Genomic DNA, 17,888 nt, shown 5'->3' on the forward strand with positions numbered 1-17,888 from the left:
GCGAGATCGGCCAGAATCGGCCCAGCCCCTGAACGGAGCCCCCCTATGAGCGAGAAACGGTCGAGAAACGGCCTGTTGTCACGCATCGCCGCCCCCATCGCCAAGGTTGCCCGCCGCATGGCTCGGCGCGGCACCATCGACGAGATGTCGGTGACCGATGCCGCCCGCGAGATGGAGCAGGCCCGTGCCGCCGCCCGTGCCGCCGCCACCGATTCCCTGACCTCGGAAGATTTCCGTCTGGCCATGGAACAGGTGCTGCGCGAGGACCAGGGCCGTTTCGGCACCAAACTGCACGTGGTATCGCTGGTGGAATTCCGTGAGGCGGTAGGCGAACGCTGGGCCAGGATTTCCGACAAGGTGATGATGATCGCCGAGGGCGTCATCACCAAGCACCTGGGCACCGGCAATCTGTTCGCGCGTCAGGGCAGTGATTTCTTTACCCTGGTGTTCCGTACCTGTAGCGCCGACGAAGGTCGCCTGCGTGCCCACACCATCGCCCAGGAACTGGGGACCAGACTGGTGGGCGACCAGTTCCAAGGCATCGACCGCCCGCTGGCCCTGTCGGCGGAAATGGATCTGGCCGACGCCGTCCAGATCGACGGCACTTTGAACCACCCGGCCATCCAGAAGGCGGTGGGGGAAAAGCGCGCCCTGATCGCCGGCACCGTCAGCGACGCGGCGTCGCAAACCTGGGTACCGCCGCAGGCCAGCCAAACACCGGCAAAGCCCGCGGCAAAGCATCACCTCATCCAAACCCAGCCCAAGCGCCCGGATGCCACCCCCGACCTGCCCAACGCCGTCACCAGCGGCGAAAAGCCCGCCGCAATCCGCGATCCCGGTTGGGTGGCCATGGACGCGCCCAAGCGCATCAAGGAATCCGACACCGCCTGGATCATCCTGGACAGCGGCCCGCGCCCGGAACAACCGGTGCCGAACAAGGCGCCGGCCATCCTGCCATCGGCCCCGCCCTTACCCGACACCGCGCGGCTGTCCTTGCTGTGGCGCCCCACCTGGGTCGCCGGCAGCGAAACCATCGGCGCCTATGTGGCCCGCATCCAGCGCCTGGACAAACCCGACGGCATGCCCGTGGACGGTTCGCTGGCCTATCCGCGCGACGATGAAAACTCGGTCCTGACCCTGGATCGCTATTGCATCGCCAATGCGCTCAGGGATTTTCGCGGTTCTGAAAACGCCGGCAACGGCTCGACCGTGGTGCTCCCCATCCACTGGACGACGCTATGCGCCGATAACCGCATGGATTATCTGGCCCCGTTCGCCGATATCACCGAACAGGCGCGCAGCGCCCGCGTGATCATCGACCTGTTCGGCGTGCCCGATCAGACCAATGCCCGCCAATTGGGCGAAATCATCGCCATCGCCAAGGGTCTGTGCCGTGAAGTGGTGCTGCGCACCCGCCTGACCGACAGCCGGGCCAAGCTGGCCGCCGATTGCGGCGCGTCGATGATCGGCATCGATCTGTCGCAATTGTCGCCAGCGGAACGCACCGACGATGCCGCCTTGCTGACCAATCTGCGCCGTTTCCTCGACCAGGCCGGCACGTTCGGCCTGGGCGCCTATGTGTGGGGGGCGCGACGCCGTGCCGCCGTGGTCGGATCGGTCCAGGGCGGCTTCGCCATGGTCAACGGCCCGGCGCTGATGAAGGATATCGCCAAGCCGGCCAAGGTTCTGCCGGCGCCTAAGACCCGCTTTGCCGCCATGCCCACCTGATCATGCGCCGCCTCGCCGCCACCCTCGCCTTGCTGTGCGTGGTTGCCGGCGCCATCGCCCAGCCCTTGGGCGGCGGCCCCTGGGCTGGATTGGCCGCCGCCGCCGCCATGGCACTTTATCTGCTGCTGGAAGGCTGGGGCTGCCGCCGCAACGGTCGCATCATCCTGGCCCTGGCCGTCGTCGCCACCGCCGCAACGCTGATCTGGCACCCCGAACCGCTGTCGCTGCTGGCCCGCGCCGGTACCGCCGCCGCCGCCATCATCGGCCTGTTCACCGCCCTGGGATTTCTGCGCGAGGCGGCGGAAAGCTCGGTTCTGGTGCAGGAATGCGGGCAATTGCTGGTGCGCCAGCCGCCGGGGCGGCGCTATCTGGCCCTGACCCTGGGCAGCCACGTGATTTCCCTGGTGCTGAATTTCGGCGTGCTGCCCTTGCTGGGCACCATGGTGGTCAAGGGCAACACCCTGGACGCCGCCGGCGGCGATGCACGCATCGTCGCCATCCGCGCCCAGCGCATGCTGTCGGCCATGCTGCGCGGTTTCGCCGTCATGACCGTGTGGTCGCCGTTGTCGGTATCCTTCGCCGTCACCGTGGCGGTGGTGCCCGGCCTGGCATGGCAAACCCTGTTGCCGGTGCAAATCGTGCTTTCCGTCTTGTTGCTGCTCTTGGGACTGGCGCTCGACCGCCGCGCCTTCCCGCCGCGGGCCCAGCCGCTTGCCCCGCCCCTGGCCCCGGCGGCGGTCGGCCCGCAGGACTGGCGCCCGGCCTGGGCCATGGCCGCCCTGGTGGCGGCGGTGGTGGCCGGCTCGGTGCTGGTGGCGGAACTGTCGGGGGTGCGTCTGGTCAACGGCGCCATGATGGTGGTGCCGCCCGCCGCCCTGATCTGGCTGTGGGTACAGCAACGCCACATGGGCGCCGTCCTGGCCGGATTATGGCGCAAGCTGCTGGTCAGCCTGCCCGGCTTCCGCGACGAAGTGGCCATGCTGGGCGGTGCCATGTTCGTCGGCACCATCGCCACCGGCTTCCTCTCGGCCGAACGCATCGGTGCGGTCGTCGAAGGTCTGGGATTGCCGCCCTTGCTGCTGGTGATCCTGCTGGCCTGGGCGGTCATGGCCCTGGCCCAGATCGGCGTCTCGCAGATCGTCACCACCACCTTGCTGGGCGGCGCCCTGATCCATGTGGTCCCGCCGCTGGTACTGGCCAGCGCCCTGATGGGGGCCTGGGCCTTGTCCGCCTGCTCCACCCCGGTGGGGGCGGCGGTGCTGACCGTGGCCCGTATCGGCGCCGTGCCGGTCCGGGTGGTCGCCCATGATTGGAACAGCCGCTATGTGCTGACCGGCGCCATGGTGCTGGCGGCATGGCTGGCGGTACTGAACGGTGGCCTGTCCCTGTTTGGCTGATGCCACAGCGCGGCGGGTCGGCTACACTCGCGCCCAGGATGGGTGGGCGGAACCGGCATGACGCGTAGAAACAGGATCATTGTACTTTCCTTGGCGGGTTTGGCGGCCATCGGCTTGGCCTTTGTGCTGACGCGCGACTGGCAGGCGCCCTTGCAAACCGTCCTGGCCCGGGCCGAACGGGCCTTGGGTCTATCCATCACCATCGGCGGCAAGACCAGGCTGGCGCTGTTGCCGCCGGCCCTGACCGCCGAGCAGGTACGCCTGCACAAGGACGGCAACGACATCGCCACCATCGGTCGGCTGTCGCTGCGGCTGGCCCCGGCCAGCCTGTTCACCGGCGCCCTCGACGTGCGCGGGTTGATGGCCGAGCATCTGCGCCTGGGCAACCTGGACCTGGACCGCATCGAAGCCCATCTGGATGGCCGCAAACTGGACGGCTTCACCAAGATCGGCGGCCACAATCTGACCTTCAGCGCTGCCCTCGACGGCAAGGACGGTCACGCCGCCAGCCTGCGTCTATCCGCCCCGGCCCTGGGGGCGGCACTGCATTTCGACGGCAACCTCGAGCGCGATGCCGAAGGACCGGTGCTGTCGGGTCGGCTGAGTTTGAACAGCGGCGAGTTGGCGGCTTGGGCGCCGCATCTCGATCTGCCGGCGGGGGCGACACTGAAGGCCGAGGCCGATGTGGAAGCCGGCGCCGGTCAATTGGCCCTGGTCAACCTGACCATGACCAGCCTGGGCAGCCGCGCCGCCGGATCGCTGCAGATCCTGGCAGGCAGCCCGGTGCTGGCCGAAGCCGACCTCGAGGTGGACAGCCTTGACCTGGACGCCTGGCGCCCGATCAAGAGCAATGCCCTGACCAATCTGCTGCCCGCCGCCCTGACCCCGCCGGAAGCCGCCGCCAAACCGCCGGCCCCGCCCTTGCCGCCGCCGGCCAATGTGGCCGCCGCCCCGATTCCGGTCCTGCCCGATCTGCTGGCCAATGTGACGCTGACCCTGCACAGCCTGCGCTGGCATGGCCAAACCCTGCGTGAGATGCACATCCGCGCCGGCCTGGATCAGGGCCAAGTGGTGCTGCGCCATGCCCAGGCCGATCTGGGCGGTGATTGGCGGATCAATGCCGATGGCGTGCTGGCCGGCCAGGATTTCAAGGGCAGGCTGCGCGTCAACGGCCCCAGCCTGTCGGGCCGTGCCGATGTGGCGGCGTTGTGGCCGCGCCTGGATTTGACCGATATCAACCTCAACCACGACGGCACCTTCGTTCGCGGCAAACTGTCGGCACAGTGGGCTGATGCGGTGGCGGCGCAATGGAACGGCCAGATCGGCAGTTGGAACGACACTGCCGCCACCCTCCGCCTGATTCCGGTCAAGGCCGGCTTCGACGCGCCGGACCTGTCCGTGCGCATCGGCACGCTGGCGGTGCACGGCCAGATGCACGGCGATTTTTCCGACCCCCGCCCGCGCATCGACGCCGTCTTGCGTAGCGGCGACATCGATTTGAAGGCGCTGCCCACCTCGCCCCTGGCCACACCGCCGGTCCGCGCCCCCAAATTGCTCGGCCGTCAGAAGATTCCCGCCGGCCCGGCCCAACCCAAGCCGGTGGCCGCCCCGGCCAAGGGCGCCGCGCCGTTTTCCACCGCGCCGCTGGACTGGTCGGCTCTCGAGCGGGTGGACGGCACCTGGAAGGTCCAGGCGCAATCGCTGTCCGGGGATTTCGGTCGCCTGGAACAGCCGGTACTGACCGCGCAGTTGAACAACGGCACCGCCCGGATCGAAAGCTTCAGCGCCGGCTACCTGGGCGGCACCGTCAATGCCAGCGGCGCCGCCAGCGGCGGCCCGGTTCCCACCTTGCGCCTGGACACCAAACTGAGCGGCCTGGACATGGCGCGGCTGAAGCCGGCCCTGGCCGGCCTGTCGGTGGAGAGCGGCAAGATCAGCGGCACGCTTCGCCTGCACAGTTTCGGCAAAAGCAGCCGCGACATGGCCGCCAACGCGCAAGGCGAAGGCCAGATCGAGGGCGGTCCCGGCAGCATCGGCGGCATCGATCTGGCCGCCATCGACAGCCAATTGGCACGCCTGGAAAATATCGGCAACGTGCTGTCCCTGGCCCAAGCCGGTCTGGGCGGCGGCACCACCGCCTATTCCCGCCTGTCCGGTCGACTGATCGTCAAGGATGGCGTGGTCCGCAGCCCCGACCTGCTGCTGGCGGCGACCGGCGGCAGCCTGGGGGCCGACGGCAGCATCGATCTGGCGCAATGGAGCACGGAAAGCACGGTCTCGCTGACCTTGGCCTCGTTGCCGGCAACCCCCATCGTGCTGCGGCTGTCCGGCCCGCTGGGCAATCCGCGCAAGGTGGTGGACGTCAATGCCCTGCAACGGGCCTTGGTGCAAAGCGGCCTGGGCCGCGCCCTGGGCAAGGCGACCGGGGGCGATGGTCAAAAAGGCAGCGGCAAGATCCTGAACAATCTGTTCCGCGCCTTCGGCGGCAAAAACTGATTAGCATTTTCACGCAAAGCGTGGACATGCGATAAGCCCAAGCGGCGCCTGAGCAGCCCGTCACGGGCCATTTGTAAGAGTTAGACCAGTTTCCGCTTTAGCTGAAACTGGTCTAACCCGAGCGCACCGTCGCCAGGAAATTGCCGACCTCATCCTTCAGCCGTCCGGTCTGCTGGCTGAGGCTGTCCGAGGATTGCGACACCTGGGTGGCGTGGCTGCCCACCTCTTCGGTGACGCCGACCAGCCGGGTGATGAATTCCGACACGTCGCGGGCGCCCGAAGCCGCCTGATTGACGTTGCGGCTGATTTCCTTGGTCGCCGCCGATTGTTCCTCGACCGCCGCGGCGATGGCCGAAGCCACTTCCGACATGGAGCCGATGGTCTGGCCGATGGCGCGGATGGCATCCACCGCGTCATGGGTGGCGTTTTGCACGGCGACGATCTGGTCGGTGATCTCGCTGGTGGCCTTGGCCGTCTGGGTGGCCAGGTTCTTGACCTCGCCGGCGACCACGGCGAAACCCTTGCCGGCTTCCCCCGCCCGCGCCGCCTCGATGGTGGCATTGAGCGCCAACAGGTTGGTCTGACTGGCGATGGCCGAGATCAGCTTGACCACCTCGCCGATCTTGCTGGCTGCCTGCGACAGGCCGTGGATGCAGGTATCGGTCTCGGCCGCCTTGCCCACCGCTTCGTCGGCGATGCGGGTGGAATGCTGGACCTGACCGCTGATTTCCTGGATCGAGGCCGACAATTCCTCGGTGGCCGAGGCCACGGTCTGGATGTTGGCATTGACCTGTTCGGCGGCACTGGCGACGCTGGTGGCGTCACTGCGGGCACTGACGGCAATGTCGGCCATGCCGCGGGCGGCACCGTCATTTTCGCCCACCGCCAAGCCCATGCCGTCGACCACCGCCTGCACGCTTTGCTCGAAGCGGTCGGCCAGGGCCATCATCGCCCGGTGCCGTTCGGCCTCGGCCCCGGCCTTCATCTGCTCCTGCTCGGCCCGCAGACGGGCGGCGCTGGCCGCTTCGTCACGCAGCACATGGATTGCCTTGGCCAGGACGCCGATTTCGTCGGCGCGCCCCGTCGCCGGTACCTCGACGGCGTAATCGCCCTGGCTGATGCGCCCGGTGACCTGGGCCAGTTGGCGCATGGGCCCCGCGATGGAGCGCGCCAAGGCGACGGCAATGGCCAGGACCACCAACAAAATGCCCAGACTGATCAGCGCCAGATCGCGCAAGGTGGTGCGGAAGGCGGCATCCACGTCATCCAGATAGATGCCGGTGCCGACCATCCAGCGCCACGGCTGATAGCCCACCACCGACGACACCTTGCGTTCGGCCTCGGTCTGGCCCGCCTTGGGGAACCAATAATAAACGTGGCCACCCTTGCCCTTGGCCTTGTCGATCATGGCGGCGACGAAGGTCTGGCCGGTGGCGTCCTTGGCATCAAGGAAGTTCTTGCCCTCGCGCTCGGGGCGCGGCCCCAGCACCAGGGTGTTGCCATCGAAATCATAGACGAAGAAATATTCGGCACCGTCATAGCGCATGCCGCGGATGGCATCCTTGGCCAGTTTCTGCGCCGTGGCCTGATCGAACTCCCCCTTCTTGGCACGGGTGTCGAATTCAAGCGCGATGTCACGGGCGGCTTCCGACAGGTTGCGGGTTTTGGCGATGGCCGCATCCAGCTTTTCCTGTTTGACGAAATCGGCGGCGACATAGGTCAGCCCCAACAACCCCAAGGCACTGACCAAGACCAAGCCGATCAGACGGATCATCACCGTCTTCGGCTGCATTGCCATACCATGCACCATGATTCCCCACTCCATGGGTAGGATAAGAAAAGGAGTATTCGCCGCCAATCAATGAACGGCAAGGGTGCATAGATTTGATTGTCTCGAGAAACAAGTCATGGGGCTGCGGCCAAACCGCAACCCCATGATGTAGATCCCGCCGCTTACGCTGCGCGGACGGTGGACAGGAAATTCTCGACTTCGCCCTTCAGGTGCCCGGTCTGCTGGCTGAGAGTATCGGAAGAACGCGAGACCAGGGCCGCATTGTCGCCCACCTGTTCGGTGATGCCGACCAGACGATTGATGAATTCCGACACTTCCTGCGCCCCCGAGGCCGCCTGATTGACGTTGCGGCTGATTTCCTTGGTCGCCGCCGATTGCTCCTCGACGGCGGCGGCGATGGCCGAGGCCACTTCCGACATGTCGCCGATGGTGTGGCTGATGGCGCGGATGGCATCGACGGCGCTATGGGTGGCCGATTGCACCGCCAGGATCTGGTCGGTGATCTCGCTGGTGGCCTTGGCCGTTTGAGTAGCCAGACCCTTGACCTCGCCGGCGACCACGGCGAACCCCTTGCCGGCCTCACCGGCACGCGCCGCCTCGATGGTGGCATTGAGCGCCAACAGGTTGGTCTGACTGGCGATGGCCGAGATCAGCTTAACCACCTCGCCGATCTTCACCGCTGCCGTCGATAGGCCTTCGATGCACTGGTTGGTTTCGGCGGCCTTGTCCACCGCCTCGCCGGCGATGCGGGTGGAATGCTGCACCTGACCGCTGATTTCATGGATCGAGGCCGACAATTCCTCGGTGGCGGCGGCCACGGTCTGGATATTGGCGTTCACTTCCTCGGCGGCACTGGCCACATTGCTGGCATCGTCACGAGCACTGGCGGCGATGCCGGCCATACCGCGAGCGGCACCGTCATTGTCGCCCACCGCCCGCCCCATGCCGTCGACCACGCCCTTGACGCTGCCCTCGAAACTGTCGGCCAGTTTCAGCATGTCGCGGTGCCGTTCGGCCTCGGCCTGGGCTTTCATCTGTTCCTGCTCGGCCCGCAGACGGGCGGCACTGCCCGCCTCGTCGCGCAAGACGGCGATGGAGCGGGCCAAGATGCCGATTTCGTCGGCCCGTACCGTCGCCGGCACCTCGACCGCATAATCGCCCTGGCTGATGCGACCGGTGACCTTGGCCAGCAGGTGCATGGGGCTGGCGATGGAGCGGGCCAAGACGACGGCGATTCCCAGCACCAGCGTCAGGATGCCCAGGCTGATCAGGGCGAGATCGCGCAGGGTCTCGCGGAAGGCGGCGTCCACGTCATCGAGATAAAGACCGGTGCCGACGAACCATTGCCACGGCTGATAGCCGACCACCGACGACACCTTGCGCTCGGCCACGCTTTGGCCCGCCTTGGGGAAGTAATAGAAGACGTGCCCACCCTGGCCCTTGGCCAGCTCGATCATCTTGGGGATATAGACGAAGCCGTTGGCATCCTTGGACTCGATAAACGGCTTGCCTTCGCGCTCGGGGCGAACACCATGGACGATGTTGATGCCGGCGTAGTCGTAGACGAAGAAGTACTCATCGCCCTGGTAGCGCATGGCCCGGATGGCGTCCTTGGCCAGTTTCTGCGCCGTCGCCTGGTCGTATTCCCCCCTCTTGGCGCGGGCGTCGAACTCGGCCATGACCGTCACCGCCGCTTCCGACAGGTTGCGGGTCTTGTTGATGGCCGCGTCCAACTTTTCCTGCTTGACGAAGTCGGCGGCAACGAAGGTCAGCCCCAGCAAGCCGAGGGCGCTGATCGCGACCAGACCAAGCAGACGGACCATGATGGATTTGATCTGGAATGCTTTTCCCATGGCCATGGCTCCTCCCCCTCTTCGTCTCCGAAACAGAGTGGTCGACCGACCGTATCGGGGACAGGGATAATACTAACAACCACATAAGCCTAGACTAATACAATGGGAACATCCATCGTGCTTAGGGTGGAAAATATCTAATGATTCAGGAGGAAGAAGAGGAATTAATTGCGAATCAGTCGTAACTGAAGACCTTACTCGTGCTCGGCGTCCGGGCCGGCATCGACGTCAATGGGAACGCCGGGCTGATGCTTGGAATTGCGGATCGCCAACGAGCTTTTGACATGGCTGATATTGGGCGCCGCCGTCAGCCGGGTGGTCAGGAAGCGTTGATAATCGTCCCAGTCATGGGCAACGATCTTCAGCAGAAAATCGGTTTCGCCCGCCAGCATGTGGCATTCGCGCACTTCCGGCCAGCCCAGGACCAGATCCTCGAAGGCGCGCAAATCGGCCTCGGCCTGGCTGTTCAGCCCCACATGGGCGAAAACGGTGACGTTGAAACCCAAGGCATGGGGTTCTATCTCGGCATGATAGCCCTTGATATAGCCGGCCTCTTCCAAGGCGCGCACCCGCCGCAGACAAGGTGGAGCGGAAATGCCGGCACGACGGGCCAATTCCACATTCGTCATCCGTCCATCGGCTTGCAAATCCGCCAAAATCCGACGGTCGATGCGGTCCAGCTTGACCCGCTGCATTAGGGAACTCCAAAAGCAAGGCTATTTACGAAATTATATTACCCCGACAATCTTCATCCGCCAAGCACCACGTTGCAGCGCCACAAGACTTTCGGTACTTTCCTTGCGCATGAAGAGTGTATGGCGCAACTGTTGATACGAATTTTCACTCAGCTGCGACACCGAACCAACAATGCTTTAAAATCATTCCATTTTGCGCCCCACCCCCCCAGCCACTAGATTGCCTGCCATATGGGCCTCAACTTTTGATTCAAGGAGCTTTCGGATGTCCGATGCCGTCAATCCCCTGAGCCTGGTGACCACCGCCGCCCCTGACTTCACCGCCCCGGCGGTGATGCCCGACAATTCCATCAACGAATCCTTCAACCTGAAGTCCTATCTGGCCGGTTCCTACGGCTTGGTGTTCTTCTATCCGCTGGATTTCACCTTCGTCTGCCCGTCGGAAATCCTGGCCCATGACCACCGCGTCAAGGCCCTGGCGGAAAAGAACTGCAAGGTCGTCGCCGTGTCGGTGGATTCGCACTTCACCCACCTGGCCTGGAAGAATACCGCCATCGACAAGGGCGGCCTGGGCAATGTCCAGTTCCCCATGGTCGCCGATTTGACCAAGTCCATCGCCAAGTCCTACGGCGTGCTGATCAACGACGCCGTCGCCCTGCGCGGTTCGTTCCTGATCGACAAGGCCGGCAACGTCCAGGTCGCCCATGTCAACAACCTGCCCCTGGGCCGCAATGTCGACGAAATGCTGCGTCTGGTCGACGCCCTGCAGTTCCACGAGGAACATGGCGAGGTCTGCCCCGCCGGTTGGCAGAAGGGCAAGGCCGGCATGACCGCCAGCCCGGATGGCGTCGCCAAGTACCTGGCCGCCCACGCCACCGAGCTGTAATCGACAGTTCGCATTGCTTGAAGGACGGGCGCGGGGCTTTTCCCGCGCCCGTTTTCATATGCCATCATATTGAGCATGGATTTTGTCCGGCCACATGCCCTATACCGATGGTATGAGCTCCGAGGGGCCGAGCATCGATGATCGCGGGCAATATCGACAAACCATTACGTTCGTTGCGGGCAGCCCTGCTGGTCCCGGCGGTGGCGCTCAACCTGCTGGCCGGGCTGGGCGCGGCCGTCCTGGCTTTTGGCAATGCCCGTGACAGCGTCACCTTGTTGTCCAGCCATCTGCACCGGGAAATCGCTCAGCGGGTGGTGCAGAAGTTGGACAGCTTTCTGTCGCGTCCCCCGCGTCTGCTGCTGACCCACGCCGCCACTCTGGAAACCGGGCAAATCCCCTTTGACGATCCCGTCGCGCTGCGGCGCTATTTCGCCCGCCAGATCAGCATCCACGACGGCATCAACAGCCATTATCTGGGCTGGCCCCAAGGCGGCATGGTCGGCGCCGGCACCGAGGACGGCAAGACCTATATCACCGGCACCAACGGCCCCGAAGCGGGAGAATGGCGCAAATCCTGGGTCGGCCCGGATTCCACCGCCGTCGGAACCATAAGCGCCCTACCCACGTTCGACGCCCGCCAGCGTCCCTGGTTCAAGCGGGCGCAGGAAGCCCACGGCGTGGTGTGGAGCGACATCTACATCCTGTTCACCGGCCAGGACATGGCGCTGACCGCCAGCATGGCCATCCGCGACGATCAAAACACCCTGCGCGGCGTCATCGCCACCGACACCTTTTTGTCGCGCATCGGTGAATTCCTACGGGAGATTCACCAAAATCAGCCGGGCCTGACCTTTATCGTCGACGATTCCGAACAATTGGTGGCCAGTTCGTCACCCGAGCCGCCCTTCATTCCCGCCGCCGGGACCACCCCCGCCCGGCGCATCACCGCCGCCACCTCGGGCAACGCGGTGATGGAGGCGGCCATGGCAGCCTTATCCGCACAGTCCAGCGGGCAATACATGATCACCGTCGCTGGAAACCGCCACGCCATTGTCGTTCAGCCTTATGTCGGCGCCCCGGGTCTGTCGTGGCGAGTGCTGGTGGCGGTGCCGGAAGACACCTATCTGGGCAGCCTTGATGCCGCCAACCTGCGCACCATGCTGCTGATCGCGGCGACCTTGTGCCTGACCGCCGGATTGGGATTGTGGCTGGCCCATGGCCTAAACCGGTCGATCACCGCCATCGGCGCCGGCGCCCAGGCCATCAGTGAAGGGCAGTTGGAACACCGGGTCGCCGTTCCCACCGTGGCCGAATTGGCCGAACTGGCCCATTCCTTCAACCGCATGGCCGACGCCTTGCAGCAAGCTCGAAACGAGCAGGCCCGGCACATGGCGGAAATCACCCGGGCGGAAGGCGATTTGCGCCACAAAAACGAAGAACTGGAACGCTCCAACGCCGAGTTGGAATATTTCGCCTATGTGGCCAGCCATGATCTGCGCGAACCCTTGCGCAACGTCACCAGCTATTCCACCTTGCTGGGCAAGCGGCTGGAGGGTCGCATCAGCGACGACGAAAAGGAATTCCTCGGCTTCATCCACGATGGCGGCCTGCGCATGGACGCCCTGGTGCGAGATCTGCTGGATTTCGCCCGCGTCGGTCGCCATGGCGAAAGCATGGCCGAAACCGATTTCGCCGAGGTGATCGAAACCGCCCGCATCAACCTGCGGGTCCAGATGCAGGAATGCGGCGGCACCATCACCGTGACCACGGCGCTGCCGGTCCTGCGCGCCTATCGCCGCGACATGGTCAGCCTGATCCAGAACCTGCTGGCCAACGCCCTCAAATATCGCCAATCCGACGTGGCGCCCGCAATCACCGTCGCCTGCCGACGCGATGAGGAGGGCTGGCACTTCACCATCACCGATAACGGCATCGGCCTCGTCCCCGGCCTTGACTACGAGGAACGCATTTTCCGCCTGTTCCAACGACTGCATCAACGCGACCAGTTCGGCGGTGGTACCGGCGTCGGCTTGGCCATCTGCAAGAAAGTGGTCGAACGCCATGGCGGGTGCATCTGGGTGACCTCGCCGGGGCCGAACCAGGGCGCAACCCTCCATTTCAGCCTGCCCGATCCCCCGCCAGCGGATTGAATCAGGTAGTCGCACGCTTGCACCCGCGCGCCGCCCCTCTTATCTTCTCTCAAGTTTTGTCGCCGAAGGAATTCCCATGGCCACCCATCGCACCAAAGTCCTGATCCTGGGATCGGGACCGGCCGGCTGCACCGCCGCCATCTACGCCGCCCGCGCCAACCTGGAGCCCATCCTGGTCGCCGGTCTGCAACCCGGCGGGCAATTGACCATCACCACCGATGTGGAAAACTATCCCGGTTTCGCCCAGGCCATCCAAGGCCCCTGGCTGATGGAGCAGATGCAGGCCCAGGCCGAGCATGTGGGGGCGCAATTCCTTTACGACACCATCGTCGATGTGGATTTGTCCAAGCGGCCCTTCGTCGCCAAGGGTGATTCGGGCGACGAATATATCGGCGATACCGTCATCATCTGCACCGGCGCCACCGCGCGCTGGCTGGGGATCGAATCGGAACAGAAATACCAGGGCGCCGGCGTCTCGGCCTGCGCCACCTGCGACGGCTTCTTCTTCCGCAATAAGGAAGTGGTGGTGGTCGGCGGCGGCAATTCCGCCGTGGAAGAGGCCATCTATCTGGCCGGCATCGCCAGCAAGGTCACCTTGATCCACCGCCGCGACAGCTTGCGGGCGGAAAAGATCGCCCAGGACCGCCTGTTCGCCAATCCCAAGGTCCAGGTGGTGTGGGACAGCATCATCGACGAGATTTTGGGCGCCGGCGACCCGCCCGGCGTCACCGGCGTGCGACTGAAGAACGCCAAGACCGGCGAAACCAGTGAATTGTCCGCCGACGGCGTGTTCATCGCCATCGGCCATTCGCCCAATACCGAATTGTTCAAAGGTGCCGTCACCATCGACGACGAAGGCTATATCGTCACCACGGCGGGGGCCACCAGCACCAACATTCCCGGCGTTTTCGCCGCCGGCGATGTGCAGGACAAAACCTACCGCCAAGCGGTTACCGCCGCCGGTACCGGCTGCATGGCGGCCTTGGAAGCGGAACGCTTCCTCGCCATCCATGGACACGGGGCCTAACTTGCGGCAACATTAGGGTTGAACGAGAAACGCGGCCATGGGGGGCCGCATTTCTTATGTTCCCGGAAAGGAGCCGGTTCTAGACGATGGATTGGGACAAACTCAGGGTCTTCCATGCGGTGGCGGAAGCGGGCAGCTTCACCCATGCGGGCGAGGTCCTGAACCTCAGCCAGTCGGCGGTCAGCCGCCAGATCAGCGCGCTGGAGGAAAGCCTGAATCTGCCCCTGTTCCACCGTCACGCCCGCGGCTTGATTCTGACCGAACAGGGCGAGTTGCTGTACAAGACGGCGCGCGACATCTTTTCCAAACTGGCGATGACCGAAGCGTTGCTGACCGAAAGTCGGGAGCGACCACAAGGCCCGCTGAAAATAACCACCACCGTCGCCTTCGGGTCACTGTGGCTGACCCCGCGCATCAAGGAATTCCTGGACCTCTATCCGGACATCGCGGTGACCATGGTCTTGTACGATGGTGAACTGGACCTGGCCATGCGTGAAGCCGACGTGGCCATCCGCATGATGCCGCCACGCCAGCCCGACCTGATTCAGCGCCACCTGCTGACCATGCATTACAATGTCTACGCCGCGCCGGAATATTTGAAGAAATACGGCATGCCCAAATCGGCCGAGGATTTGGACAACCACCACATCGTCATTTATGGCGACGATGCCCGGGTATCGCCGCCGGTGGCCAACGTCAACTGGCTGCTGGAAACCGGCGCGCAGCCTTCGGTCCAGCGCAAGCCGGTGCTTGAGGTCAACAATATCTATGGCATCTATCGGGCGGTGAAGTCCGGGCTGGGTGTCGCCGCCCTGCCCGATTACATGACCACCGAGGCCGACAATCTGGTCCACATCCTGCCCGAACTGAAAGGGCCGAAGCTGGACGCCTATTTCGTCTATCCGGAAGAACTGCGCCATTCCAAGCGCATCACCGTCTTCCGCGACTTTCTGCTGTCGAAAATCCAGGAAGCCCTGTAGCCACCGGCCACAATCGGGCGCTGTCACTGATTTTCGTCAATCCATCGGCGCCATGCCTCTGTCCATATGCCCAAAGCCCAGGCAATCCCTGGCTTTGCCGCTGGTATGCGCACTTTGCATGCCCCGGCTGCCTTTTTTCCCATGGTTGCGCAGTGCAACATCCCGTACAAACTGGCCATCGGTTGTTGCGACGCAGCAGCCAGCGTGTTTCGGCAAGGTCTCCTTGCCGTTTCCTGGGGTCTCCCCAGGAACCAGGGTCCGAGTTGGATCCTACGTCTCCTAGACGTGAAGCCTCCCTGTTTGACTTAGGCCCCGGTGCATAACCGGGGCCTCTCTTTTTCAAGGGGTTAGCTACATCAAGCAAGGGTGATTGTAGAACCCCTTACAAGCCAAGTCTGCTGTGGGGCTTCACGGGGGCTTCGTTTTGCCTTGCCTTCCCGAACATGGGGGGGGACAGCAATTAACGCACAGCCAGCTCACCTCGGGTGACTTCTTCGGCCCGGTGGCCGCCGACCGCATCGTGATCAGTACGGACGCAAGGGACCGCAGCGCAACAACGTCGTCGTCGAACGCCTGTGGCGCTGCGAGGAGGCGTACCTCAGGGCACAAGCGTGACCGAGACCCACGTCTCGCTCGACCACTATTTAGCCGCATTCGAGCTTTCCAGCAGGCCGATCAGACATATTTTGACAACCTGCCCCAGCCGGTGACAGCATGATCTTCGCTGCCGAACGGGGCGGCAGCCGACAGGCGATCCACTTGAATTCCCCAGGAACCTGTCCAAACAAACCAGGCAAGCCCTGCCGGCGCCGACCAAATCATAAAGAGGACACTATGGTTATAAAAAATGCAGTTAGAGTATCATTGGCATTATTAATAATAAGCGGATGCACAAGAATAGGTCTTCCAGAAGTATGGGGAAGTACACAAGATGTTAAAATAGATAAAATTATGCATTTTGAAGAAATGTACAAAATACACTATCGGATCGAAAGTGATGCGGAGATACAGGTCAGAGCAATGCCAGAGTTAATACCATTTTCATGGAATCCCGTGGAGCAAAGAGTAAAAAATAAAAATGCAGCCATTAACTGGTGCTCTAAAAGCAAAAACTGTCACAATTATGATATCACTTCAGAAATGGATGGCGGCTCTGCCGATACAAACTTTATATTTAAGCCCAGGAATAGGCAGATCAATTAGTGTTGAACAGATTATCCCTAGGATAGGGTGGGCTTTAACAGCCATTGCCAATTCCGAGAATTCAGTCACGCCTTTATACGACACCAGAAAGGTGTGGATGCTTTTCTAATCATTCAGCCAGCCAGTCGACGTGATTGCGGCACTCACGATGCCGGGTAATTTCTTAAAACCCAAGTGCTAGCACAGTCTTTGACGACTGCGCAGAATTCTCTGACTTGCGCTTTATGCTCAATTTACAATTATTAGCACTCCGCGACGACATCATAGTGAAGGTTTGGGATTCCGACGGGGCTATCGGCAGTCTGAAAATCAATCAGCAGGATGGTGGATTGTCCGCTGCAGGCGTCGTCAGCGATTTGCTGCACCTTTTTGCGAGCCTCGTCCCTTGAGTGTGTAAAAAAGGCCACCCCCTCTATACCCAGCCGTTCGCTCGAAGTGTGGAGGGCCTTGGGTTTCAGGGCTCTCTAAAAACGGCGGAATTCCGCGAAAAAATAGGCCGGCAGCGTTGGCTGCCGGCCTATTTTATGGGAAATTCGCGGGGGAAATACCTGAACAGCGGTCGCCGTTGTCTCTATTTTTTACCAAGATCCCCGATCGCAGAAAGGATTTGCGCGGAGCTCTCCGACTGCTCCTTGCGGACTTCATCTGTGCTTTCCTTAATGAGCTTCCGAACGTCTCGCCACATATCATCAACACGCTTCTCAGCCAGCTCCTGCCTCCTAATAACTTCAAGGTGGTTATCGTTATGGACATCGCCAAAGTCCTTAACTTCGCGACGAAGTTTGTCCATTTCAGAACTGAGGGCGGAGATTCCGAGAAAATTCCGAACCCACCGGCCAATACCGCCAGTCTTACTCATTTCCTCCTCCTTCCCCGCTTTATGGGTGCCATCTGATTGTTGTGTTCTGCGAGCATCGACTACCGCCGACATCGGGCTTCCTCCGCTCATCCCTTCCTGCGTACAAGCAATATGGACCTGGTATCCTCTTGGGGAAGTTGTGCGTGCGATGTAAAATTCCCATGAAAAGGAGGCCAAAGGCGTGGCTCGTTCCATCGCGACATATCGCGGAGTATCCGCGCTGGGCTGAATTGACCTAACGAAGCCTCTATGGTTCGATGCTGTTATGACGACCAACCGACGTATTCACGCCCTGGTGGCGGCCATTTTGGTGATCGTGAGTGGTCAGCCTTTGGCCGCCGAGCCGCTGCCGGCCGGCTTCCAATCCATGCCGGCGAAGACTCAGGCACCGCCGATCCCTTTCACCGAGCCGAATGGGAAGGCCATCAGCTTCTCCGACTGGCGCGGAAAGGTGGTCGTCCTGAACGTGTGGGCGACGTGGTGCGGGCCGTGCGTCCAGGAAATGCCGTCGCTCGACCGCTTGGCGGCGCAACTGCCGGCCGAGCGGTTCGCAGTACTCGCCGTCAGCCAGGATAAGGGCGGCAGCGCCGTCGCCAAGCCGTTCTTGGATAAGCTTGGCATCAAGAATTTACGGGCGCTGGGCGATCCGGCTGGTCGCCTAAGCCGCGATCTCGGTGTGCGGGGGCTGCCGACAACCTTCATTCTCGACCAGCAAGGCAACATCGTTAGCAGACTCGAAGGCCCAGCCGCGTGGGATTCCGTACAGGTTGTCTCCTATCTGCGGCGGCTTGCCCAATAGGCTATAAAGCTTGCTGACATCGA

14 protein-coding genes are annotated in these 17,888 nt (G+C 62.9%); 10 read left to right on the plus strand and 4 right to left on the minus strand.

Going from position 1 to position 17,888, the window contains the following annotated elements; translation table 11 throughout:
- Positions 1–45 precede the first annotated feature (45 nt).
- The 3 genes from MGMSRV2_RS13410 to MGMSRV2_RS13420 all read left to right on the plus strand — a co-directional run bounded on the left by MGMSRV2_RS13410 (position 46) and on the right by MGMSRV2_RS13420 (position 5,621).
- Positions 46–1,728: a hypothetical protein gene (locus tag MGMSRV2_RS13410; protein WP_024080900.1), complete on the plus strand. Its 1,683-nt coding sequence runs from the start codon at positions 46–48 to the stop codon at positions 1,726–1,728.
- 2 nt (positions 1,729–1,730) lie between these two features.
- Positions 1,731–3,125, plus strand: coding sequence for a hypothetical protein (locus MGMSRV2_RS13415; RefSeq protein ID WP_024080901.1), 1,395 nt, complete (start codon positions 1,731–1,733; stop codon positions 3,123–3,125).
- 90 nt (positions 3,126–3,215) lie between these two features.
- Entirely contained in the window at positions 3,216–5,621 is a 2,406-nt protein-coding gene (locus MGMSRV2_RS13420; protein WP_144084309.1) for an AsmA family protein, read from the plus strand.
- A 112-nt stretch (positions 5,622–5,733) separates the two neighbouring features.
- On the opposite strand, the gene MGMSRV2_RS13425 is transcribed toward MGMSRV2_RS13420, so the two are convergent.
- The 3 genes from MGMSRV2_RS13425 to MGMSRV2_RS13435 form a co-directional block, all read right to left on the minus strand.
- Positions 5,734–7,419, minus strand: coding sequence for a methyl-accepting chemotaxis protein (locus MGMSRV2_RS13425; RefSeq protein ID WP_158497774.1), 1,686 nt, complete (start codon positions 7,417–7,419; stop codon positions 5,734–5,736).
- 155 nt (positions 7,420–7,574) lie between these two features.
- Entirely contained in the window at positions 7,575–9,266 is a 1,692-nt protein-coding gene (locus tag MGMSRV2_RS13430; RefSeq protein ID WP_158497775.1) for a methyl-accepting chemotaxis protein, read from the minus strand.
- A gap of 194 nt (positions 9,267–9,460) precedes the next feature.
- Positions 9,461–9,961, minus strand: coding sequence for an Lrp/AsnC family transcriptional regulator (locus tag MGMSRV2_RS13435; protein WP_024080905.1), 501 nt, complete (start codon positions 9,959–9,961; stop codon positions 9,461–9,463).
- A 265-nt stretch (positions 9,962–10,226) separates the two neighbouring features.
- Here MGMSRV2_RS13435 and MGMSRV2_RS13440 point away from each other — a divergent pair, with 265 nt between their 5' ends.
- The 6 genes from MGMSRV2_RS13440 (at position 10,227) to MGMSRV2_RS21485 (ending at position 16,596) form a co-directional block, all read left to right on the plus strand.
- The gene (locus MGMSRV2_RS13440) at positions 10,227–10,847 is read left to right on the plus strand and encodes a peroxiredoxin (RefSeq protein WP_024080906.1); all 621 of its coding nucleotides are present in this window, start codon (positions 10,227–10,229) and stop codon (positions 10,845–10,847) included.
- 137 nt (positions 10,848–10,984) lie between these two features.
- Entirely contained in the window at positions 10,985–12,997 is a 2,013-nt protein-coding gene (locus MGMSRV2_RS13445) for an ATP-binding protein (RefSeq protein ID WP_024080907.1), read from the plus strand.
- 76 nt (positions 12,998–13,073) lie between these two features.
- A complete protein-coding gene (trxB, locus tag MGMSRV2_RS13450) occupies positions 13,074–14,024 on the plus strand; it encodes a thioredoxin-disulfide reductase (protein ID WP_024080908.1) in 951 nt (316 codons plus the stop codon).
- A gap of 86 nt (positions 14,025–14,110) precedes the next feature.
- Positions 14,111–15,004, plus strand: coding sequence for a LysR family transcriptional regulator (locus MGMSRV2_RS13455; RefSeq protein WP_024080909.1), 894 nt, complete (start codon positions 14,111–14,113; stop codon positions 15,002–15,004).
- A gap of 714 nt (positions 15,005–15,718) precedes the next feature.
- Positions 15,719–16,207 carry a hypothetical protein gene (locus MGMSRV2_RS21175; protein ID WP_024080911.1) on the plus strand — a complete coding sequence of 163 codons (489 nt, stop codon included), beginning with the start codon at positions 15,719–15,721 and terminating at the stop codon, positions 16,205–16,207.
- A 215-nt stretch (positions 16,208–16,422) separates the two neighbouring features.
- Complete coding sequence (locus MGMSRV2_RS21485; protein ID WP_024080912.1) at positions 16,423–16,596, plus strand: hypothetical protein; 174 nt, start codon at positions 16,423–16,425, stop codon at positions 16,594–16,596.
- 182 nt (positions 16,597–16,778) lie between these two features.
- Here MGMSRV2_RS21485 and MGMSRV2_RS13460 read toward each other — a convergent pair whose 3' ends face one another.
- Entirely contained in the window at positions 16,779–17,066 is a 288-nt protein-coding gene (locus tag MGMSRV2_RS13460; protein WP_144084310.1) for a hypothetical protein, read from the minus strand.
- A 265-nt stretch (positions 17,067–17,331) separates the two neighbouring features.
- Between MGMSRV2_RS13460 and MGMSRV2_RS13465 the strand changes: the two genes are divergently transcribed.
- A complete protein-coding gene (locus MGMSRV2_RS13465; RefSeq protein ID WP_024080914.1) occupies positions 17,332–17,865 on the plus strand; it encodes a TlpA family protein disulfide reductase in 534 nt (177 codons plus the stop codon).
- Positions 17,866–17,888 lie beyond the last annotated feature (23 nt).

Source organism: Magnetospirillum gryphiswaldense MSR-1 v2 (assembly GCF_000513295.1).
In the GTDB taxonomy this organism is placed as follows: domain Bacteria; phylum Pseudomonadota; class Alphaproteobacteria; order Rhodospirillales; family Magnetospirillaceae; genus Magnetospirillum; species Magnetospirillum gryphiswaldense.